Origin of the sequence: Agrobacterium sp. InxBP2, assembly GCF_026191755.1 — a bacterium.
Taxonomy (GTDB): domain Bacteria; phylum Pseudomonadota; class Alphaproteobacteria; order Rhizobiales; family Rhizobiaceae; genus Agrobacterium; species Agrobacterium pusense.
Genome location: NZ_JAINDY010000016.1, coordinates 1 through 21,855, shown reverse-complemented (window position 1 = coordinate 21,855; position 21,855 = coordinate 1). Strand labels below are relative to the sequence as shown.

Sequence of the window (21,855 nt, the reverse complement as noted above, 5' to 3'; positions counted from 1 at the left end):
TGATGACGAGCTCGCGTATCCTGGCAAATCTACCCACGCGCCCACTGGCAGGAAAATAAGCGTCGTTTTGACCCCGCCTTCCGGATCATCTTGTGATTGACGATGTTGAACCTGAACAGAGGGCTTGGGACATATGCCGATTTCAGAGCCTACGCAGCGGCGTATGCCTGTTCGCCAAGCGGCTTGCGCATGGCGATTTCCAGGGGTATGGCGCAGTTACGCAACGTCTGGCAGGCCCCCAATAAGCTTGTCCAAGGTCATCGGATAGTGTCGCAGGCGGATGCCGGTTGCGTTATGAATCGCGTTCGCGATCGCTGCCGAAACTCCGCATAGTCCGAGTTCGCCAATACCCTTCGCCTTCATTGGCGAGGAAACTGGATCAGTCTCATCCATGAACACGACTTCCTGGTACGGGATGTCCGCGTGAACCGGCACCTCGTAACCAGCGAGGTCGTGGTTGACGAAAAACCCGCGACGGGTGTCGACGGCAAGTTCCTCTGACAACGCCAGACCGGCGCCCATCGTCATCGCACCAATCACCTGGCTGCGGGCCGTGATCGGATTGAGAATGCGGCCGGCGGCACATACCGCAAGCATCCGGCGAATCCGCGTCTCGCCCGTGGCAACGTCGACGCCCACCTCCACGAAATGCGCACCGAAGGTCGATTGCTGATGACTGTCTGAAAGCTTTTCCCACTCGACCGTGTCTTCGGCGACGAGCCCTTCGGAACCCGCCACTTCGGCCAGCGGAACCGAACGCGAACCGGAACGGACCTGACCATCTTCGAAGACGACGTCCTGTTCGTTGAAGCCGAGCTTCTTGACGATAGCGTCCCTAAGCTTGACACAGGCTGCGTAGACGCCTGAGGTCGAGCAGTTCGCGCCGAACTGCCCGCCGGAGCCTGCAGATACGGGAAAGCGAGAATCGCCAAGCTGCACGGCGACCTTATCAATCGGTAGGCCCATCATTTCCGCCGCGGTTTGGGCGATGATCGTGTAGCTCCCGGTGCCTATGTCCGTCATGTCGGTTTCGACGGTGACGACCCCTTCCTTGTCCAGACGGACGCGAGCGCCCGATGGCACCAGAAGGTTGTTGCGGAACGCAGCCGCAACACCGGAACCGATCATCCAGTTGCCTTCGCGACGTGAGCCGGGTTGCGCTTGCCCCGGCCAGCCGAACCGTTCTGCTCCGAGCTTGAGACAACCGACAAGATCGCGATGCGAAAACGGACGTTCGGGCTTTTCCGGATCCACTTGTGTGTCGTTGAGGATACGGAACTGCACTGGATCCATTCCGAGCTTTTCGGCCATCTCGTCGATAGCGATCTCGAGCACCATCAGTCCGGGTGCCTCCCCGGGTGCGCGCATGGCGTTGCCCTCGGGAAGGTGCAGCGTCGCCAGCCGCATCGCCGTCATGCGGTTTTCACCGGCATAGAGAAGCCGCGTCTGCATGGCAGCCGTTTCAAGCTGGCCATCGGGCTGATCGCCCGACCAGCTTTCATGGGCGATTGCCGTTATTTTTCCATCGCGAGCTGCACCAATGCGGATGCGCTGGATCGTTGCTGGACGATGCGTCGTGTTGTTGACGAGGAAAGGCCTCGGCAGCGCCACCTTTACAGGCCGCCTTGCTGCCTTCGCGCCGAACGCGGCCAGAACAGCGTCGGCACGTAGGAACAGCTTACCGCCAAAGCCGCCGCCGATGAACGGCGACATGAGGTGGATTTTCTCCTTGTCGACACCAAGCGTCGTTGCAAGGTCGGACCGCCACCAATCGATCATCTGGCTGGAAGTCCATACCGTCAGCTCGTCACCATTCCAGGCAGCGATGGAGGCATGCGGCTCCATCATCGAATGTGACTGGTCCGGCGTTGTGTAGGTCTCGTCCAATGTCACCTCGGCGGACTTGAACGCACCTTCGAAATCTCCCACGGCGGTATCGGGCGGGGCGCCGCCCGCATCTTTCGGCTTGACTGCCGAACCCATCGCCTCGGCGAGATCGTAACTACCCTGTTCTTCCGCGTAATCTACCTTTACTAGCGCTGCCGCTGCGCGGGCTTGTTCGAAGGTTTCGGCGATGATCACGGCAATCGCCTGATGATAGTGCTGGATCTCATCGCCACCGAAAAGTATCGCAGTATTGTACTTGCCCTTCTCAAGTTTGCCGACGTCAAGCGTCGTTACCACAGCAAGCACGCCCGGCGAGCGTTCGGCAGCCTCGATATTCATCGAGATGATGCGGCCCTTGGCGATGGTCGATCCGACGGGGTAACCGTAGGCATAGGCCAGGTTCGGATCATGCCACTCATAGGCGTACATGGCCCGCCCCGTTGTCTTGAGCTCACCGTCGATGCGGTGAACGGGCTGACCGACGATTTTCAGCTGGTCGATCGGATTGGTCGTTGCGGGTGTATCGAACTTCATGGCAATTACCCCCTCGCTTCGGCGATTACGGCGCCGAGTGTGCGCTCCACCAGATCGATCTTGAACTTGTTCTGCTCGGTCGGATGAGCGCCGTTGAGGAGAGCTTTCGCTGCGAACTTCGCTCCCTTTGAGAGTTCGTCATCCGCAGCTTCCACGCGCCACGGCTTATGAGCAACGCCGCCGATTGCTACCCGGCCAGTACCATCAGGCTGGATGACTGCACCCACAGAGACCAGAGCAAACGCGTAGGAAGCGCGGTCGCGGACCTTGCGGTAGATCTGTTTTCCTCCAGTTGGCGGCGGTAGCACCACTGCGGTGATAAACTCACCCTTTTCCAAAACCGTTTCGATCTCAGGGGTATCGCCCGGCAAGCGATGGAAGTCGGCGATTTGGATTGATCGGCGGCTACCATCGACCTTTACCGTCTCGATAACCGCATCGAGTGCGCGCATGGCAACGGCCATGTCACTGGGATGCGTGGCGATACAGCTATCACTCACACCCACCACGGCGTGCTGGCGACTGAAGCCGCCGATGGCGGAACAGCCACTTCCCGGCGAACGCTTGTTGCAGGGCTGTGCGGTGTCGTAGAAATATGGACATCGTGTTCGCTGCAAGAGGTTGCCTGCGGTTGTTGCCCTGTTGCGAAGCTGGCCCGAAGCCCCTGCAAGCAAGGCGCGCGACAGGAGCCCATAATCACGTCGAACAATTGGATCGGCGGCAAGGTCGGTATTGCGAACCATCGCTCCTATGCGCAGGCCTCCCTCAGACGTCTTTTCTATTGTATCGAGCCCGAGACCATTCACATCGATCAGATGTGTCGGCGTCTCGATCTCCAGTTTCATCAAATCGAGGAGATTGGTGCCGCCTGCAATGAACTTTGCTTGCGAGTTCGAAAAGGCGGACCTGGTTGCAGCCTCGATAGATGAGGCCTTTTCGTAGGTGAAGGCTTTCATGCTTTTGTCCCCGCAACTTCGACGATGGCCTCGACAATGTTGGAATAGGCGCCGCAGCGACAGATGTTGCCGCTCATCCTCTCGCGAATTTCGCCCTCACTCACCGATGTCTGCGCGTTAAGATCCAGCGTGACATGGCTCGGAATGTTTGCCGCGATCTCCTCAAGCACCGCCACGGAGGAACAGATTTGTCCCGGCGTACAGTAGCCACACTGGAAGCCGTCAAACTTGACAAACGCCGCCTGCATCGGGTGCATATTGCCGGGCTGTCCCAGGCCCTCGATCGTCGTAACGTCGTCACCATCATGCATCACGGCAAGCGAGAGGCACGAGTTGATGCGGCGTCCACCGACCAGTACGGTGCAGGCCCCGCATTGACCGTGATCACAACCTTTCTTGGTTCCGGTCAGGTGAAGGTGTTCGCGCAGTGCGTCGAGAAGAGACGTGCGATTGTCAACATCAAGGTCTCGGACCTGTCCGTTGACCTTCAACGATACGCTTGACGTGTGTTTCATGGTTTCTCCTCCTGACTGGGCTGCTGCTCCCCTGGTGACAGTGGTGGCAGCGACGGTCGCGGCCGAAGATATAAGTAAGTTTCGGCGTGAAAGTTCAAATATGCCGGTGCCTGGCATCGCCAGTTCCACTTCATCGATTGGAGAAATCAAAGGTTTCGCATCAAGGGGCGAGAACGCGGATCATTGAAAACTGACCCGTGAACGAATGAGCAGCAGAAGGAGTTCCCGATAGGCCTTGTTCATAGCGCGAAAGGACCGGCTAGGAGATCGAGGCTCCTTGCCGATTGTGGGGCGGGCCCGGACATCGGTTCTTGACACCAAATTCTGGAAGAGCGGTTTTTAGCCGTCGTCCCGATCGAGCCGCATGCTCTTGCTTCCTAGGCGGTTCCCGTTAATCTCTGGCAATCGCACTGGCAGATCGAGACCCCTTGTGGAGCGGTCTCGGCCTAATGGGTGATCCTCTTGCATTGCATGCGTCACCCATGTGCATATAAGGGCGTTTGGAGAGCCACTCACGTCTCAAGTGCCTCCACATTATCAAGCACCCGCCGAAGCAAAGACACCAGTGTGTCCACCTCTTCCCGCGATAATCCCTTGGTCATGTCCCGCATTGCCCTGGCGCAAAAAGCGCGGCCAGCTGGCAACCGCGCAAGTGCCGCCTGCGTCAACGATACCAGACTGGACCGCTTGTCTCACGGATCGGGCTCACGCTTGATCAAGCCATCCCGCTCCATCCGCGCCATGGGGCATCAGCTGCCAAGGACGAAACGGGAGAATGCCAGGGCATTGCGCGCATCCTCGTCCATTTTCGCGAGATCGGCGCCGCCGCTCAGATCGCGCCACACCTTGATGTCGGAGCCGATCGTGCCGCCGGTCTTCACGAAAGGCTCCATGACGACCGCGCCGGTGTAATTGATATCGCGCAGGGCGAGGCCAATTTCGTGCCAGGGCATCCTGCCCTTGCCCGGTACGCGGCGATTACTTTCGCCGGTATGGAAATGCCCCAGCAACGGGCCAGCCGTGCGGATGGCCTCGCCAAAGCTGTCTTCCTCGATATTCATGTGGAAAGTATCCAGCATGACTTTCACGTTGTTCTTGCCGACATCCTTGACGAAACCGACGCCTTCGGCAGCCGTGTTGAGCACGTGGTTTTCAAAGCGGTTGAGGACTTCGATGCAAAGGTTGATGCCGAGGTCATTGGCGAAATCGGCAATGCCATGAATGCCTTCCACGCCGCGCGCATAATCGCCTGCCTTGTCGACCGGCTGCGAATAGTCGATCGGCCAGTAGGAATGCAGCGCGCCGCCAATCGTATGGATATCGAGCTTGGCGACATTGGTAAGGGTGCGTTCAAAGAACGCCTTGCCGGCTGCGCGAACCGCGGCATCCTCTGACGACAGGTTTTTCGTTTTCGAAGGGCCGATACCGGCAGTGAGTATGATGCCGTTATCCTTCGCGCTCTGCCTGATGACGGCGAGTTCGGCGTCACTGTATTCATTGATGTGATGGGCGGCGACTTCGATGATATCGAAGCCGAGCTTGGCAACCTTCTCGATATAGGGGCCGAACTTGGCGCTCCACTCATGTTCCCAGTAAGAGTAATAGATGCCGTGTTTCATGGGGGTCTCTTTCGCTTTTCTGTTTTGCTTGACTTTGGGTGGGGAGGCGCAACCCTTCAGGCCGTTTCACGACGCGGGAGTGCTTCCCGGATTTCCGATGCGAAGGTCCGGCTCCGTGCTTGTGGATGTGATGAAGCGGCCATTGGGGAGATCGTTTTCCTCCACCTTCCGGTTGATCTCCCCCTCGCCGAGACCGAAGCTCCGCCAGCGATCCCGCAGCCGCGCACGCAGATCGTCCTCGTCGACATCAACGAAGACAGTGAGATCGAAGATCGGCTTGAGGCGATCCCATGGCGACTGGCCGGCGAGGAGATAATTGCCCTCGCAGACGATGATATCGACGGATTGCGGGATCAGGCGGCCACCGGCGCGGGCGATCTCGATGGCGCGGTCAAAGACGGGGACGGCAACGACGTCGTCCTGATTGGCTTTCAGGCGCTCAAGCATATGGCGCAGGCCGTGAGCATCGAACGTATCGATGGCGCCCTTGAAGGGCCGGCGGTTCATCTCCTCAAGCACCGCATCGTCATAATGAAAGCCATCCATCGGGAACAGTGCGGCGGACACGCCTTCGCCCGCGTTCAACGCATCGACCACACGCTCGGCGATGGTTGATTTTCCCGATCCGGGGGCACCGGCAATCGCAACCATCACACGCCGGGCCTTTGACCCTTCCAGTCGCTGAAGAGCAAGGCCCACAATCTCGCGGGCATTATCGTCAATAGTGTTCAAGGTACTTGCCCCGATAATGAGTGCTTTCAGAAAATGCGGTACTGGTTTGCCTTGTCGCGCAGGAATGGCAGTCCCTTGTCGAGAACCTCATCGGCGCTGGGCGCAACCGGGCGCCAGGTTGAAATCGCGCCCGCCATCTCCTTGGGCATCGCGGCGAAGCTTTCGAGCGTCAGCACGCCCTTGAAGCCGATGCCTGCGAGCGCTGAGAACACTTCGTCCCACGCAACGTTGCCGCAGCCCGGCGTGCCGCGGTCGCTTTCCGACATATGCATGTATCTCAGATGGTTGCGGGCGGCGATGATGCCATTGGCAATGCCCTTTTCCTCCATATTCATATGGAACGTATCGAGATGGATGAAGACATTGTCCGCACCGATGCGCTCTACCAGCGCCACCGCCTGTTCGGCGGAGTTGAGCAGATGGTTCTCGTAGCGGTTGACCGTCTCGATGCCGAATTGCAGGCCGTGTGTTTTTGCGTGGCCGGCAGCCCGCGAAAGCGCCCTTGTCAGGTTGTCATATTCACCCTGTGTCGGCGGAAATCCTGTTCGCTCATTGGTGCCGCCGTAGGTGACACCCGTCAGCGCTTCCGCCCCCATATCGGCGGCTTTGTCGAGCGCGGTGTTCAGATAGTCGATTGCCGCATCGGGACGTATGGACGCCCAGGCGGGCTCCGGCAGCACCAGCGAGCAGACGGCGCGCAACCCGTATTTTTCCAGCAGCGTGCGCGTGTGTTTTGCATCGACGGAGGGGATATCGATAAGCGGAATCTCGATGAAATCCTGACCGTAATCCGCAGCAGCGGCGATGGACCGTCTGGCGTTTTCGTGGTCCCAGTTCAGGGACCACATCATTGCGTGAACACCGAAGCCTTTCACGTCATACCTTCTTTCTGAGAGATGCGAAGTAGCTGGAGAACAGGCCCCGCGCCGCCATGACGACAATCATCAGGACACCCCAAAGGGCCGTGGCGAGATGCTGGTTGGCGCCGAGAAGATTAAGGCCGGAGGACAGGAGCTGCAGGACGATGAGCGCGACAAAAACGGGAAACACACGACCGAAACCACCAAAGGGATTGATGCCGCCGAGAAAGGCCGCGAGCACCGTGATCAGCAGATAGGACTCCCCGTGGCCGACACGGACGGAGTTGAAACGGGCAAGCATGATGATGCCTGCGACCGCGCACATCAGACCCGAGAGCGTGTAGACGAGCACCTGGATCTTGCGCGTGTTGAGGCCGGAATAACGCGCGGCTTCGATATTCGAGCCGATCATCAACAGCCCGAAGCCGAGCTTCGTGCGCGTCAGCAGCACATGCCAGAGCGCCACGCAGACGATGAAAATCAGAAGCGGGATCGGCAGACCGAGAAGCGTGCCATGGCCAAGGGGCGCCATGTAGGCGGGAAACCCTGACACGTCACCGCCGCGCGTCAGAAATTCGCCGAGGCCGCGCAGGAAAATCATCATCGACAGCGTCACCAGAATGGGATGCGCGCGGGTATAGGCGATCGCCGCACCCGTCATGGCACCGGCAGCCCCGCCGGTGACAAATGCAGCAAGGCAGGCGAAGAGGAAGGCGCTCGGCGGTGCATCTACGCCGCCATGGGCCTGGAGTACCCAGGCTGCGGCAAGTCCTGAGAGATTGGCCGCGAAGGTGACGGACAGATTGATCCCGCCCGTCAGCAGTGGCAGCAGCATCGCCAGCGTGAGAAGGCCGAGTTCCGGCAGCTGGAAAGCCACTGAACCGAATGTCGCAAGCGAGAGGAAGTTATTCGCGAACGTTCCGAAAATGAGCATGACTGCGATGAAGGCAATCACCGGTCCAGCCATATCGGCACCGAAAATGGCGTTGAATTTCCTGACAAGGCTGCTCATCAGTGGGCGCTCCCCTTTCTCGTGGACGTGCGAAGCGCACTCGGCAAAAGCTTGTCGAACCGGGTGGAAGAGAGGGTGATCGCGATCAGAATGATGGCACCGACGATCATCTTGAAGGCAAAGGGTGACACGCCCATCAGGTTGAGACCGTTCTGGGTGATCGACACCATGAGAACGCCGAGGACGCAGCCGATGACAGAGCCTTTGCCGCCGCCAAGCCGCGCACCGCCGAGGACCGTTGCTGCAAGTACATCCAGCTCGCGGCCATAAAGCGCGTTGGGCACCACTTCCTGCGCATAATGCGCCTGCATGAGGCCCGCAATGCCCGCCATCAGGCCGAGCCAGCCGAAAGAAATGTAATGCATCGCGCCGATATTGATGCCGAAGCGGCGAGCACCTTCCGGGTTGTCGCCGAAGGCGTAAAGTTTGCGCCCAACAGTGGTGCGCGAAATCATGAACCACGTTGCAATACAGCAGAGGATCATGACTACGACCGGCAGCGTCAGCTCTACCCATGAACCATCAGGCATTTCATGTTCGTAAAATACCACACGCGTCGACAGCCATTCCGGCAGGTCGTAGATCGACACACCCTTGGTGAAGAACATCAGCAACCCGAAGAAGATGTTGAAGGTGGAGATCGTCGCGACGATTGAAATGATGTTGAGCCGCCAGACGAGGAAAGCGTTGACGAAACCGAGACCAAGCCCAACCGCGCCGGCAATGATGAAACCTTCCGCCCAGTTGCCGCCGCCGAGCGCATTGAGCGCCAGCACCGTCACATATTGAACGACGGAAGCGGCGACCGCGAAGGAAATGTCGATACCGCCCGAGATCAGCACCACAAGCAGGCCGACCGCAAAGATGATGTTGACCGCAGAGACATTCAGTACATCGAAGGCGTTTGAGATGGTGAGGAACCGGTCGGTGGCGAAGGACAGTCCCGTGCAAAGCAGCACCATGACCACAAGCAGCGTAAATTCGGTCGTATGTCCGAGGATGAGCCTACGCATAGATGGCGGCCTCCAGTTCGGTCAACGACAGTCGTCGCGGATCATAGGTGGCGTGGAACCGGCCTTCGACCATGTGGATGACCCTGTCTGTATTGAAATAAACTTCTGGCGGCTCGTCGGAGATCACGATGATCGAGAGACCTTCTGCGGCGAGCTTGCGGACGATTTCGAAGATGCCGGCGCGGGCGCCGACATCGACCCCCACGGTCGGCGCGTCGAGAATGAGGATTTTCGGCCCGATCGCCAGCCACTTGGCGATCGCCACACGCTGCTGGTTGCCGCCCGAAAGCGTTCGGATCGGGTCTTCGGGCAGGCCGATCTTCACCCCGAGCGCAGAAATCCAGCGGGAAACGACATCCGCCTTTTTCGACGGTGAGATCAGGCCGCCGCGCAGCAGCCGGTCGAGCGAGGCCATGACCAGATTGTCGGCAATGGATTGCGGCTGGTTGAGACCAAGCGAAAGCCGGTCCTCGGAAAGATAGGCTACGCCCGCCCGGATCGCATCGCGGTTGGAACGGAAATCAACCTTCTCGCCGTCAATCAGTACTTCACCCGATTGCGGCCGATGCATGCCGAACAGTGTCAAAGCCAGTTCCGTGCGGCCGGCTCCCAGTAGGCCCGTTATGCCAAGCGTTTCGCCCCGCCGCAGATCGAACGAAACATCCTCGAACTCGCCGGCACGGCTCAGCCCGCGCACCGAGAGAACGACGGGTTTGTCATCGTGATCGGCGGCAATGACGGCACTGTCGAAATTGCGGCCGGTCATCAGCTCGGTCACCCGTGACTGGGTCATGCCTTCAACGGGAAAGACACCGACAAGCGACCCATCCCGCAAAACGGTTATGCGGTCTGAAATCTCAAGCACTTCCGCAAGGCGGTGCGAGACGAAGACAACCGCGACACCCGAGGCCGACAGGTTGCGGACGATGTCTATCAGGTAATCCGTTTCCGACTGCGTGAGCGACGCGGTCGGTTCGTCCATGAAAACGAGCCGTGCCTCACCGACCAACGCGCGGGCAATCGCCACGATCTGACGCTGGGCGATGGGCAGTTCCTTGAGCGGCCTGTCGAGATCGATCTCGACACCGAGCCGGGCCAACGCCTTTTCGGCAGCCTGCTCGATGGCGCGCTTGTCGACCAGCCCGTATTTTGCATTCACCGCGTACTGGAAGCCGATATTTTCAGCCACCGTCATTTCATCGAACAGCGCCAGATCCTGCCAGATCACCTGAATGCCAAGCGATTGCGCAAGCGTTGGGGTCATTGCGGCTATCGGCTTGCCGTCGAAATAGAGTTCAGCATCACTTTGGGGCGTGTAAACGCCCGTAATGACCTTGATCAGCGTGCTCTTGCCGCAGCCGTTCTCGCCGGCAAGGCAATGCACTTCACCCGGATTGACCTCGAAAGAAACACCCTTCAGCGCGCGAACACCGCCGAAGGTGACTTTGACATTTTTGAGGGACAGGAGCGGTTCTGCGCTCATGATAACGTAAATCTCCTCGCCGCGGCAGCATTGCAGACGTGGCGCTCGGCATGTTTTCCAGATGAGGCGTCGCGCGAGTATGACACCTCGCGCGACGCCTTGGCCTTGGGGAGGATCAGAGGCCCATGGAAACGAGCTTGTCGATGCTTTCCTTGTCGATCTTCAGAAGCTGGTCGACGACGATGGTGTTGCCCTCGGGATTGATGGTGCCGAGACCTTCGATATTGTCGCCGGCCTTGGGTGTCTCACCCTTGGCGATGCGATCCGCGAGCGTGATGAAGACCTCACCGGCCTGCTTCGGGTTCCACATGAAGCCTCCCGTCAGCGCCCCCGTCTTGATGAGCTTGGCGCCCTGTCCCGGCGAGAACGGGCCGATGACGAAGACCTTGCCATCCTTGCGCCGCTCTTCAACTGCACGCCCGGCTCCGATCGGTCCCTGCGAGCCGAAGGCCAGAAAGCCCTTGAGGTCGGCATTGGCGGACATCAGGTCCAGCGCGGTTGAACGGCTCTTGTCGAGGTCCTCAGCAACGCCGTAGCGATCACCGACCAGCTTCATGTCCGGATAATTGGCCTTGATATAGGCGATGGCGGCATCGGCCCAGGCATTGTGAAGCGGAACGGTGAGAGAACCGACGAAGACGGCATAGGAGCCCTTGCCGCCCATCTTCTCCGCCAGCAGCTTGCCATGCGCTTCACCGAAACCCTTGGCGGAGGCGAGTTCGAAATCCCAGTCGGCACCGAGCTGCTTCGGGGATTCATGGGTAATGACCTTGATACCGGCGGCCTGGGCTTTTTTCAGAACTGGCTCCAGCACCTTGGCATCATTCGGCACGACGCCGATGAAATCGACCTTCTGGGCGATCAGGTCCTCGATGGCGCGGACCTGCAGGGCGGGATCGGCGCTCGTCGGGCCGACCATGAAACCGTCAACGCCGAGCTTCTTGCTCTGCTCCTTGATCCCGGCCTCCATGGCGTTGAACCACGGAATGCCGCCGATCTTGACGACGACGCCCACCTTCGGCCCTTCGGCAAAGGCTGCGGACGAGAGCAGCGCGAGCGACAGACCAACCGCTGCAGCAATAATTTTCTTCATGATGTTCCTCCTCCAAAAAACAGGCAAACGAAACCCGCCGCAGCCATTTTTCATCTGGCGCGTTCAAAATTTCTCATCTCGCTTATTCGAGACTCTCCCTTGCCACTCCCACAGCAACCATCTTGCACAATCGATATTGCCAGGTTGCACAATCGATGGTGCAATAACCATATCATGAAGCTCCCTTCCGTCAAGGGGACGCCTACTCTAATAATTAGAATCAGTTGGGGAGATCACAATGACGGGCATGAGTTCCAAGAAGGCCACTATATACGACTTGTCGCTATTGTCCGGCGCATCAGCGTCGACCGTCAGCGCCGTCCTGAATGGATCATGGCGAAAAAGGCGGATTTCCGAGGAAACGGCCAACAAAATTCTATCGCTCGCCAAGACGCACCGCTACACCGCCAACCTGCAGGCGAGAGGTTTGAGGAGCTCGAAATCCGGACTCATTGGCCTACTGGTCCCGATTTATGACAACCGGTTCTTTTCCTCGATGGCACAAACATTCGAGGGACAGGCACGCAAGCGCGGCCTTTCGCCGATGGTTGTATCGGGGCGGCGCGATCCTGAAGAAGAACGCCGCACGGTGGAGACACTGATCGCCTATTCGATCGATGCACTCTTCATTGCGGGCGCGACTGATCCCGACGGCGTGCACCAGGTCTGCGCCCGCGCAGCACTGCCGCATGTCAATATTGACCTTCCCGGCAAATTTGTACCCTCGGTCATTTCCGACAACAGACATGGTGCGGAAATATTGACATCGGCAATCCTTGCCCATGCGGAAAAACACGGACCTCTCGGCCCTGACGACGTCATCCTGTTCGGCGGTCATGACGACCACGCCAGCCGCGCCCGTATAGATGGCTTCCACGCCACCAAGGCCGCCTATTTCGGGGTGGATAACGGAGAGGATATCGAAATCACCGGCTATTCACCACGCATGACGGAACTCGCTTTCGAACGTTTCTTTGAACGCAAAGGCCGCCTGCCCCGCTGCTTCTTCGTCAATTCATCGATCAATTTCGAAGGATTGCTGCGTTTCATGGGGCGCCATGACGGCGAGGCGTTTGGCGATATCGTTGTCGGCTGTTTTGACTACGACCCCTTCGCATCGTTCCTTCCGTTCCCGGTCTACATGATCAAGCCCGATATAGCGCAAATGCTCAACAAGGGGTTCGAACTTCTGGCAGAGAACCGGACCGAACCCGAAGTCACCATTATCGAACCGACGCTCATTTCGCCGCGAACCGCTCTCGAAGGTCCGCTCGACGACATATGGGACCCCCTGGCATTGCGCCGCATGGCGCGATGAACATACGAAATGCCACGTGACCTCAACGGTCGGCGCGTCGCGATATATTTCAATCGGCTGGAGCACTGGAGCGCCATGGCTAACGAATGCACGCTCGGCGACCGCCTGGTGATCGGCGCAAGATGGACGTCGAGGCTGTTTTCATCCACGAGTATCTCCTTTCGCCCCGCAGATCAGTCGCCAACCTGTCGTAAACTCGACAAGATGACCGCCGCTTTCACATGCGGAATCCGAGCTGCCGAAAGCCCGACGAAACCGCAATTCGCTTCAGCTGTTACTCAAATCGCTGATTGCCATTTTGATCGTCTCGATGCCTCGCTGCGCCTGGTGCGAGCGGACCTGCGACAAGAGCATAATATCGCGAGACGGCAGCCGCGGAAGGCCGAAAGTATCGCCAAGGTCGAGCAAACCGTTTTCTGTCACATTGATCGATAGCGCGCCGACGCCAAATCCCGCCAGGATCGCCGCGCGGAGGTTAGTGGCTGACGTAGCGATGAAGGCTTCGCGCCATTGCACGTTCGCATCGCCCAACGAGTTAATGACCATATTTCGCATACTGCATCCTTCGGGATAGATGACGATCGGAATTTCTTCGCGCGTCCCGCTCTCGAAATCCGGCGCCCCGAACCAGCCGAAACGGGCAACGCCGATCTTCTCTCCGTGCCGTCTCCCTGACGCGTGCTTCATCAAGATAATTGCGTCCATTTCGCCCTGCTCATATCGGGCGAGAAGGGCCTGCGATCCGTCCACAGTGAGATTGACAATCAGGCCGGGATTCTCGCGAGCGATAGATGCTAAAACCTGTGAGACGTCGAGGCCCACCAAATGGTGGCTTATTCCTATGCTCAATTGTGGTCGATGCGTTTCGAACACTCCCATCGCCCGGTCATGCGCGCTCAGAAAGTCTCGCGCCGGCTGTATAAAAGCCTGCCCTGGCGAGGAAAGTTTCAGGCTCCGTGTCGATCGCTCGACAAGCAGGACCCCCAATTCTTCTTCCAACCGACGCAAACGCATGCTGACGGCCGATTGAGTGGTGTTAAGCGCGTGCGCCGCCTTGGTAAAACTCTTGTGTTCGCTCACCAAAATGAAGGTCAGCACCGCCTCGGGATCCAACATTAGTAATGCCATTTATTCCAGATCGTGATCACTGAAATCTATTCCAACCTGCTTCTAAAGGCCATCCCAGACTGCAAAAACGGCGTATCCAATTCACATAACAACAGGGCCGGACGCCTCTCGCGCTAAGGTCCAGCGGAGCTTGAAAAGTGGCTGAAATGCCGAACCTGAAATCGAGGCCTCCCGTGGCCGATTGACGTATGATTCTAATTTAATCAGCATCCGTATCGTGACGGCCGTCACGCTCTTTGCCGTTTTGGGCGAAGCTAATATCTGGCTCGATGCTACCACAAATACCGTGCTGGCCCTCGGCTATCGCTTTGGCCTCGTTTTGCTGCCAGTGACAATTCATCTGTTTGGTGGCCGGTCCTTGCTGGTCTCACTTGCCGCCATGGCGGCAGGCGCCGGCTTGCTGTCTCTTAATTGCAGCCTGATACAATCGCTTTCTGCGGCATGCCTCTTTTCCTATGGCGCGGCAAACAGTGGCTATCTGATCAAGAACGTCGCTGCGCAATCCAAACGCGGCTCGGCCAATAACCGCATCGCCATGAATGTCGGTGCGTTCACGGCGGGACTTGTGATCATGCTGCCATTTCTTACACAAGACATGTTTTTCTGGGGCGCCGCCGCGCTGATCGCGGGTTGCGCGCTTGTCGCAATGCCTCGACGCTTCGATACAACCCTCATTCACGTCAAAATATTCCAGGGGCAATCAGCCGGTGCCATCGTCGCGTGGATATCTGTCGGCACAGCAATGGGAATGATGCTTTTTGGTGTTTTTTCGGTGCTACCACAGACAATTTTGAAATCGGGGCAGTCGCTTCCTGCCTGGTATGGTCTGATGATCATCCTCAACAGTGCGGTGGTGGTCCTTGGCCAGATACCGACGTTAAAATTCATCGAGATGACCTGCCGCTTCCGACTGTTGGTGATCTTTGCCTTTATCTTCTCCGGCTTTCTTCTTCTGGCTTTTCCGGGTGCATTCCACGTCCATACATTCACCGGCGCTGTGGTCTGGGTGTTCATGATTTCGCTGGCAGAATGTACCTTTGGTCATATCGACTACTATTCTGTCCGGCAAAAAACCATGTTCATCAAGGAGATCTGCATAGGCATCGGTGCGGCGTTGACTGTCGGGCTCATGCGCTGGGTATCGTTTTCGTTCAGCGCCATACTCGTCGCTGTGATCGGCATTCTCTTGACCCTGACATGGTGGGTCCTGATGCGGCGCGAGTTGCGCGCGTTCGACTAGAGGGATGCATATGCATCTGAACCGCAGAAGGAACGTCGAATGAAATTGGCTACATAATGATCTATGTCGCGGACGAGCCGGTCACGATCGAATTTTATGGAGACGCTTCCAACGATCCGTCTGGCAATTCGATATCGGTTTCCAGTCGCGCTTTCCGATTGATGGATTGATCGATAGAGGCCCGAGCTAATCTTGCCTGCCCTTCAGCCGCATTGACGGTCACGGTCCCAAGCCCTGATTCGCAGGGGCCGCGCGCGGCGGGCAGAATTTGATGTTTCAAGTGGCTTTTTCGAATACATCTGCCTCACTCTGGGTCGTGAAGGTGAACGTGACCAGTTCGCTGTCATCGTCCTGCCGGAGACCCATGGCAGTTACAATCAAACGCGCGATCTCGTCCTGTGCTTCACTTCCCGAGCGGTACGACCCCACCGCCTTCTCGATGGCGGGGCCGAATACCTCGCTGATTACACCGAGGCGCATATTGTATTTCATGATGATATCGCGGTCCTCGATGATCGCTGCCTGTTCGGCCTTTGGGATGCCGGCGTTGTCCATGGCGGTTATCGTTGCGTTCGTCGCGAGCTTGATCGGACCTTCTTCCAGCCAGCGATCAACCATCTGATGGAACTGGCGCATCCGCTCGGCAGGAATTGTTCTCTGTACAGTGATCGACATCCGGATTCCTTTGTCGGCTCTCATGCGAATACACTTTTGCTTCGCTTCAGCTGCGACGCGAGGCGCTACCGTGATAGTCAAAACACGTCGGGAATTCCAGATGGAGTCCACGCAGAAACGGTTCGTCAGACGGTCTCATCGGGTAAAGCAATCCAGGATCGTGAAGATGCCTCGCTCTACAAGGAAAACTTCAGGCCTATCTTCCTACCGCACTCCCACGAGGAAGCTGCGCGAGCTGTTCCTAAACTCAAGACCTGCGTTGATCGGCCTTGAATGCGCCGTGGTCTTCGAAGACCCCAATGGCTCCACGCTGTTGCAAGACGTACCGACTTTCAGCAAGTATTTCGCGATACCTCTGGACCTTTGCGGCGCCCATCCTGCGCAAATCGACCCTTGATGGAGGTACTGACTGGACTGGAAAAACGGCTTCGTTTTCCAGAAGGTCTAGCAGAAGATTACGCATGACCGCGTTTTCCTCTCGCAGCTCCGCCAGTTCGATAACCTTTCCGCTCGATTCAAACCGCCTTGCGATCGCTTTGTCGATTTCGCGTTCGACAAGGAGAGCCTTGGCGGCGAAATACCGACAGGCAAAGAATGTTACCGCGAGCGCGCACAACGCGAAAATAACGTAGATCATTCCGACCTCCAGGTTACCCCTGAAATCGATACTCTGCCGCCGGTTTTCAATACGGATTCGGGCCACTCGACTGAAAAATCACATGCTCCTGAAATCCGCAACTTGTGAATTGCGAAGACGGCCCTCACCCCTCAGGCGCTCCGCCGTCAGACGTTTCGTGATCTCGTCACCATGAAAGGTAGGTCGCTTTTCTCACAGGATATGCGAAAGGCTCACCATTCTCAAAAACGAAACCCTTGCGATACATGCAACTGCGCACCTGGGCGGAGCCATAGGCACCTGCATAGAAACCCACGTCGCCATATGATGGGTAACGTTCGATACTGCATCTGTCGAGGGCTGTCTGATGGGCCATCTCCAGTACATGGTTACCCGTCACCGGAACGGTGCCGTAAAGATGCAATTGTGTCCGCGCTTCCGCCGCTGCCGCCGTAAAGGTAACGCTTAGAACCACGCTTAAAGCCAGCTTGAGTCTCATGACGCGCCTCCAAAGAAATTATTGTGACGAGCAACGGGGATTTTGTCCTGTTTGTTCCGTCAATCAGAAGTTTCTCCCACATTGTGGTGGGGCGGCTTCCATTATATCCCGGCCGGAAGTCTATGCCGCCTTCCATTCCGCGAAGGTCGACCCAGGCCCGCGGCCACGATTGATGCTGCGTGATAACAACAGAACGTTCCGTAACGCTGGAGGGACAGCCTCTCGAAATCGCTGGAGGCACCATGTTTGGTGCGATTGCCTAGCGAAGGAACCCATCCCGGTCGAACTCTCCCCATCCACGAAGGTCGGCCGCACCTTCGTCAACCTTCTGACCCGCCTTTTCTCCCGGCTTCAACTTCTTTTTGAGCGATCGAGCCAGCCGCCTCTGATAGGCCGCTTTCTGTCGTTTCTCTGCCTTCGCCTCGGCGTCCTCCACCCGCCACTCTTCCACGACCCCGCGATCGAGAAGGTCCTCGACCACCTTCGGATCGAAGACATGGAAGGTGATGCGCCGGGCACGGCCGTTCAGCCGCACGGTTCTCGTCCCGGCGTTCTTGAGACGCCCATCCGCAAGCCAGCGATGTCGCTCGCTCGTCTTGATGGCGAGGATGTCCTGTATCTCGCGCGGGATCACCGGAAGAGTTTCGGCTTCCATCATCACGCCGGCCACGGTCCTCGCAGCGGCGTCGAAGGCGTTTTTGTCGCGGGCTGGCATCGCGAGCGTGATCTCGTTGCCCTCCAGGCTGATCGCTTTCTTCAAAGCCGCAGGCAGTCGGGCCTGCATTTCCTGCAGAATGCCTTTCGCTCGCACGGACGATCCCAGCGTCATCGCAGGCGACAACATCCACGTCCTGATCAGTTCGATATCGCTCTTCTCGAGTTTCCGCATCTCTTCTAAATAGTGCCGATCTCCTTTCGTTCAACGAGGTGAACTGTTCGGCAACCGCAGATCCGAACCAGCCTACGATTATCGGAAACGTCCTGCTTAGCCGGGGTATGGCTCTCCGGTTTAAAACGACGAGCCTTCCGGCCAGTAGGTGCTCAAGCGGCCATCGCGATATCAGCGATGATTTGCCCTGTTGTCATAAAGCAGCACAGCGGCCTCGACCTTATCGCCATTAGCTACTGCCCATGAGCACAGGGCCTCAAACGGTTGCCGCAGAGAATGGCCCAGCGGGGTGATCGCGTATTCTACACCCACCGGCTGGGTCGGCAGGACGGTCCTCGTCACAAGACCGTTCCGCTCAAGCCTCTTTAGAGCATCGGCCAAGGCCTTGTGGGTGATACCGTCGAGACGGCGCTTGATCTCGTTGAAGCGCGAGGGCTTGGGACAAATCACCGTCAGGATCAGGATTGTCCATTTGTCCGCGATCTTGTCGAGCACGGGGCGAACCTGCGCCATGTCTCTAAGGGCGCACTGAGAAAGTGCTTCAAGGTCAGTATACTCGTCCATATCTAGGCTACTTAAGGTGCGTAATTGATACCAGATATCTAATGTATATCATGCAGCGACCATCAATTGAAAGGACTTACGATGGCTCGGATGAGTAACAAGGTCGCCCTGATTGTCGGGGGCGCCAAGGGTATCGGCTTGGCAATTGCAGAGCGGCTTTCGGCCGAAGGAGCGATGGTTTTCATCACCAGTCGCCGAAGTGAAGATGCCGAAAAGGTGGCAACTGCCATCGGTCATGGTGCGGTCGGCATTGTCGCCGATGCCGCGCTCCCCGAAGATATGCGGGAGGCGGTCGAAAAAGTGAGAAGGGAACACGGCCGTATCGACGCGCTGGTCTTGAACGCCGGTCTTTCCGAGCCCGCCCAGATCACGGAGATAACGCCTGAACACTTTGACCGCCACTTCGACGTCAACGTTCGAGGAATGGTCTTCGGCTTCCAGGCGGCTCTGACGGCGATGAGGGAAGGCGGCTCGGTCGTCCTCGTCGGGTCAATTGCAGACAGCGGCGGCTATGCTTCCTATGGCACATATGCTGCGACCAAGGCAGCCGTGCGTTCCTATGCACGAACCTGGACTGCAGAATTGGCATCCAAGGGTATACGCGTTAACGTCGTCGCACCGGGTCCAACCGATACGGAAATGATGGCTGCGGTTCAGCCAGACATGCGCGCGGCCATTGTCGCTCCGATTCCCATGGGACGGATGGCGCGACCCGCCGAGGTGGCTGCAGCTGCCTTGTTCCTGTTAAGCGATGAGGCGAGTTACATCGCCGGTGCCGAACTGTGCGTCGATGGCGGCTTGCGGCAGGTCTGAGCCAGAATTCGAAGCGCTGTACCCGATCTGGAATGACCGGGTACAGCAAACGCTCGACAGAGAAGCGACGGATCGCAATTTCGCTGATTACAGGCCCGCCTCAGCCATCCATAGCGCTGCGTCTGCACCTGCCGGTATGCGCAGTGGCGCAGACGGATCGGTGGCAGCCTTCCAGATCGCTTCCGCGACATCGCGCGCGTGGGTCACAGGGCCCTTGTCGTCCTGAACATTCCTGACGAACTGCTGCAAAAGAGGCGCATAGTCCGCATCGTCCATGCCGCGCAGGTGTGGGCGGGCACTGGCGCCGAAACTCGTTTCCGGCGAACGTCCGGGCAAAACGATGTGGACGCGAACGCCGAAAGGCTCCATTTCAATCGCAAGGGACTCGCTGAGCGCATTCACTGCGGCCTTGCTGGCGCGATAAACCCCAATGACCGGTAGCGGTTTCAGTGTGACCGAGGACGTAACGTTGATAATGACGCCAGCCCGGCGACGACGCATTTGCGGGCCGAGGGCCTGGATCATCGCCAGAGTGCCTATCGTGTTCGTCTGAAATAGTGCCTGTGCGGTCTGGGATGCAGTCAGTTCGACAGGAGATGGTGCTCCGAACCCGGCGTTATTGACGAGCACATCGATTTGACCCGTTGCCTTCATAAGCTGTGAGATGCTGTCCGGGACGGTGACATCGAGTGCTAGAACACGGAGACGCCCAGACGCAGGGAGTAAGCTCTCGTCGGGCGTTCTCATCGTGGCGATCACGTCCCAGCCTTTTTCAAGGAACAGTTTTGCAGTTTCCAGGCCAAAACCCGAGGAACAACCGGTTATCAGAATTGCGGGCATTATTTTCTCCATAAGTGGCTGTGTCATTATGGTAGCGACCCGAAGGAAGACTTTATATATTCAAAGCTCCTCATTTCTTTAGTAATAGTCCTGGATATGACAACAGACCCGCTCACCGAGATCGTCACACTCCTGCAACCCGCCGCGCGGGCTTCGAAACTGGTGGAGTGCGCCGGTGCATGGCGTATACGTCGTGAGGGCACAGGCGAGCCGTTTTATTGTGCCATCCTGGAAGGGCAATGCCGGGTCACTTTCGGTGGCCGACAAACGTTTATCCTGCAGGCCGGAGACTTCATTCTCGCGCCTGCCATGCGCGATCTCGTCAATGAAAGCGCCAACGCCACAGCCGACTTGCCGGCAACGGTCCCGACAAAGATCAATGAGGGACATTTTTATTTGGGACCACATGACGGCCCACCCGCGCTACGAATGCGTATCGGACATTGCAGCTTCGGCACGCCGGATGCGGCCCTGCTCGTTTCCCTGTTGCCGGACGTGATTCTGGTTCGCGACAAACCCCGACTTGCGACGTTGATGCAGTTGATCGACGAGGAGACGCAGGAACGGCGCGCAGCGCGCGAACCGGTTCTGGAACGACTTATCGAGGTGCTGTTGATCGAGGCACTACGGTCCTCAACCGACACCAATTCTGCACAGGGCCTCGGCAGAGGGCTTGGTGATGAGCGCCTTTCGGCGGCACTTCGGGCTATGCATGACCGTCCCGGCCATCCCTGGACCGTCGTTGATCTCGCGAAAGAGGCGGCGCTCTCCCGTTCGGCATTTTTTGCGCGCTTCAACCGAATAGTCGGGGTTGCGCCGATGGAATACCTGCTGACATGGCGTATGGCGTTGGCGAGGCAGCTCTTGCGGAGCGGTGATCTCGCAATAGACGATGTAGCCGAGCGGGTGGGATATGGATCAGCAAGTACGTTCAGCGTGGCTTTTGCCCGACGCACCGGCATCCCTCCTGCTCGATACGCCCGTATGGCGGCACAGAACGGCGAGGCAGGAGACAACCGATTGCTACGGCCACTGACAGAATTATAACAATGCAGTTGGCCTATCGACAATACGCCCGACCAGCGCCTTCAAACTGGCGCAGCGATTCCAACGATCATCGACTAAACTCTGGACTCGGGTGGCTGACATCCGCCTAGTTCTTCGCTCAGACAATCAACCCGCGACGTGACGTGATGAGGTGCTGCGATACAGCAACCCAAACCGCTGGAGCGAACTCAAAACTGGACAAAGGGGACAGGGTCAAAGGTCATGGAGGTTGGAGAGATCGACACGCAGCAGAAACACAAAAAGCTCCTCGACGCTGACGCGGAGGAGCTTTGTTAAGTCGAGGATTTTGCCTGTTTGATCGTAGCTGTTTAGCGCGCTGGATCGTAGTTTTTTGGCTATTGTGGGATACTGTAGCGTAGGGTTTTGGTTGCGGGGGCAGGATTTGAACCTGCGGCCTTCAGGTTATGAGCCTGACGAGCTACCGGGCTGCTCCACCCCGCGTCCAGCGCATTCGGCAAGGCCGAATGTCGCGGTTACGTCGTTGCTTTAGCGACGACGGAT

At 57.9% G+C, this 21,855-nt stretch carries 21 protein-coding genes, 1 tRNA gene and 1 pseudogene; 5 read left to right on the top strand and 18 right to left on the bottom strand.

The window, feature by feature from the left end; all coding sequences use genetic code 11:
* Window positions 1-216 precede the first annotated feature (216 nt).
* The 10 genes from paoC to K7A42_RS00695 all read right to left on the bottom strand — a co-directional run bounded on the left by paoC (window position 217) and on the right by K7A42_RS00695 (window position 11,704).
* Window positions 217-2,421, bottom strand: coding sequence for an aldehyde oxidoreductase molybdenum-binding subunit PaoC (paoC, locus tag K7A42_RS00740; RefSeq protein ID WP_112556415.1), 2,205 nt, complete (start codon window positions 2,419-2,421; stop codon window positions 217-219).
* Between the two features lie 5 nt (window positions 2,422-2,426).
* Window positions 2,427-3,377, bottom strand: a complete 951-nt coding sequence (locus K7A42_RS00735) for an FAD binding domain-containing protein (protein WP_112556417.1) — start codon at window positions 3,375-3,377, stop codon at window positions 2,427-2,429.
* Window positions 3,374-4,009: an aldehyde dehydrogenase iron-sulfur subunit PaoA gene (gene paoA / locus K7A42_RS00730; protein ID WP_112556596.1), complete on the bottom strand. Its 636-nt coding sequence runs from the start codon at window positions 4,007-4,009 to the stop codon at window positions 3,374-3,376. The genes K7A42_RS00735 and paoA overlap by 4 nt, the downstream gene beginning before the upstream one ends.
* A gap of 632 nt (window positions 4,010-4,641) precedes the next feature.
* Window positions 4,642-5,511, bottom strand: a complete 870-nt coding sequence (locus tag K7A42_RS00725) for a sugar phosphate isomerase/epimerase family protein (RefSeq protein ID WP_112556419.1) — start codon at window positions 5,509-5,511, stop codon at window positions 4,642-4,644.
* 66 nt (window positions 5,512-5,577) lie between these two features.
* The gene (locus tag K7A42_RS00720) at window positions 5,578-6,243 is read right to left on the bottom strand and encodes a nucleoside triphosphate hydrolase (RefSeq protein ID WP_112556421.1); all 666 of its coding nucleotides are present in this window, start codon (window positions 6,241-6,243) and stop codon (window positions 5,578-5,580) included.
* Between the two features lie 26 nt (window positions 6,244-6,269).
* The gene (locus K7A42_RS00715) at window positions 6,270-7,118 is read right to left on the bottom strand and encodes a sugar phosphate isomerase/epimerase family protein (RefSeq protein ID WP_112556423.1); all 849 of its coding nucleotides are present in this window, start codon (window positions 7,116-7,118) and stop codon (window positions 6,270-6,272) included.
* Window position 7,119: 1 nt separating this feature from the next.
* Entirely contained in the window at window positions 7,120-8,115 is a 996-nt protein-coding gene (locus tag K7A42_RS00710; RefSeq protein WP_112556425.1) for an ABC transporter permease, read from the bottom strand.
* A complete protein-coding gene (locus K7A42_RS00705) occupies window positions 8,115-9,128 on the bottom strand; it encodes an ABC transporter permease (protein ID WP_112556427.1) in 1,014 nt (337 codons plus the stop codon). The genes K7A42_RS00710 and K7A42_RS00705 overlap by 1 nt, the downstream gene beginning before the upstream one ends.
* Window positions 9,121-10,611, bottom strand: a complete 1,491-nt coding sequence (locus K7A42_RS00700) for a sugar ABC transporter ATP-binding protein (RefSeq protein WP_006697920.1) — start codon at window positions 10,609-10,611, stop codon at window positions 9,121-9,123. Before K7A42_RS00700 ends, K7A42_RS00705 begins: the two co-directional genes overlap by 8 nt.
* Window positions 10,612-10,726: 115 nt before the next feature.
* Window positions 10,727-11,704, bottom strand: a complete 978-nt coding sequence (locus K7A42_RS00695; RefSeq protein WP_111814391.1) for a substrate-binding domain-containing protein — start codon at window positions 11,702-11,704, stop codon at window positions 10,727-10,729.
* A 238-nt stretch (window positions 11,705-11,942) separates the two neighbouring features.
* Here K7A42_RS00695 and K7A42_RS00690 point away from each other — a divergent pair, with 238 nt between their 5' ends.
* Entirely contained in the window at window positions 11,943-13,022 is a 1,080-nt protein-coding gene (locus K7A42_RS00690; RefSeq protein WP_004446153.1) for a LacI family DNA-binding transcriptional regulator, read from the top strand.
* A 267-nt stretch (window positions 13,023-13,289) separates the two neighbouring features.
* Here K7A42_RS00690 and K7A42_RS00685 read toward each other — a convergent pair whose 3' ends face one another.
* On the bottom strand, window positions 13,290-14,150 hold the full coding sequence (locus K7A42_RS00685; protein WP_112556429.1) for a LysR family transcriptional regulator: 861 nt from the start codon (window positions 14,148-14,150) through the stop codon (window positions 13,290-13,292).
* A 217-nt stretch (window positions 14,151-14,367) separates the two neighbouring features.
* Here K7A42_RS00685 and K7A42_RS00680 point away from each other — a divergent pair, with 217 nt between their 5' ends.
* Entirely contained in the window at window positions 14,368-15,390 is a 1,023-nt protein-coding gene (locus K7A42_RS00680) for a hypothetical protein (protein ID WP_202049042.1), read from the top strand.
* 276 nt (window positions 15,391-15,666) lie between these two features.
* Here the strand turns inward: K7A42_RS00680 and K7A42_RS00675 are convergent, their stop codons facing one another.
* The 5 genes from K7A42_RS00675 to K7A42_RS00655 form a co-directional block, all read right to left on the bottom strand.
* Complete coding sequence (locus tag K7A42_RS00675; RefSeq protein WP_052114233.1) at window positions 15,667-16,065, bottom strand: hypothetical protein; 399 nt, start codon at window positions 16,063-16,065, stop codon at window positions 15,667-15,669.
* Between the two features lie 247 nt (window positions 16,066-16,312).
* A complete protein-coding gene (locus K7A42_RS00670) occupies window positions 16,313-16,702 on the bottom strand; it encodes a hypothetical protein (RefSeq protein ID WP_037092194.1) in 390 nt (129 codons plus the stop codon).
* Between the two features lie 166 nt (window positions 16,703-16,868).
* Window positions 16,869-17,180 carry a hypothetical protein gene (locus tag K7A42_RS00665; RefSeq protein WP_112416080.1) on the bottom strand — a complete coding sequence of 104 codons (312 nt, stop codon included), beginning with the start codon at window positions 17,178-17,180 and terminating at the stop codon, window positions 16,869-16,871.
* Between the two features lie 259 nt (window positions 17,181-17,439).
* Entirely contained in the window at window positions 17,440-18,069 is a 630-nt protein-coding gene (locus K7A42_RS00660) for a hypothetical protein (RefSeq protein WP_112556433.1), read from the bottom strand.
* A gap of 171 nt (window positions 18,070-18,240) precedes the next feature.
* Window positions 18,241-18,633: a winged helix-turn-helix transcriptional regulator gene (locus tag K7A42_RS00655; RefSeq protein WP_004446167.1), complete on the bottom strand. Its 393-nt coding sequence runs from the start codon at window positions 18,631-18,633 to the stop codon at window positions 18,241-18,243.
* Between the two features lie 81 nt (window positions 18,634-18,714).
* On the opposite strand from K7A42_RS00655, the gene K7A42_RS00650 reads away from it, so the two are divergent.
* A complete protein-coding gene (locus K7A42_RS00650) occupies window positions 18,715-19,446 on the top strand; it encodes an SDR family NAD(P)-dependent oxidoreductase (RefSeq protein WP_112556435.1) in 732 nt (243 codons plus the stop codon).
* Between the two features lie 87 nt (window positions 19,447-19,533).
* Here K7A42_RS00650 and K7A42_RS00645 read toward each other — a convergent pair whose 3' ends face one another.
* Window positions 19,534-20,286 carry an SDR family oxidoreductase gene (locus K7A42_RS00645; protein ID WP_072493387.1) on the bottom strand — a complete coding sequence of 251 codons (753 nt, stop codon included), beginning with the start codon at window positions 20,284-20,286 and terminating at the stop codon, window positions 19,534-19,536.
* A gap of 96 nt (window positions 20,287-20,382) precedes the next feature.
* On the opposite strand from K7A42_RS00645, the gene K7A42_RS00640 reads away from it, so the two are divergent.
* Together K7A42_RS00640 and K7A42_RS26080 are read left to right on the top strand one after the other, a co-directional pair.
* Window positions 20,383-21,333 carry an AraC family transcriptional regulator gene (locus tag K7A42_RS00640; RefSeq protein WP_112556437.1) on the top strand — a complete coding sequence of 317 codons (951 nt, stop codon included), beginning with the start codon at window positions 20,383-20,385 and terminating at the stop codon, window positions 21,331-21,333.
* A gap of 23 nt (window positions 21,334-21,356) precedes the next feature.
* Window positions 21,357-21,532, top strand: a pseudogene (locus K7A42_RS26080) (IS3 family transposase); the annotation flags it as partial.
* A 186-nt stretch (window positions 21,533-21,718) separates the two neighbouring features.
* Here K7A42_RS26080 and K7A42_RS00635 read toward each other — a convergent pair.
* Window positions 21,719-21,795: transfer RNA gene (locus K7A42_RS00635), tRNA-Met, on the bottom strand.
* Window positions 21,796-21,855 lie beyond the last annotated feature (60 nt).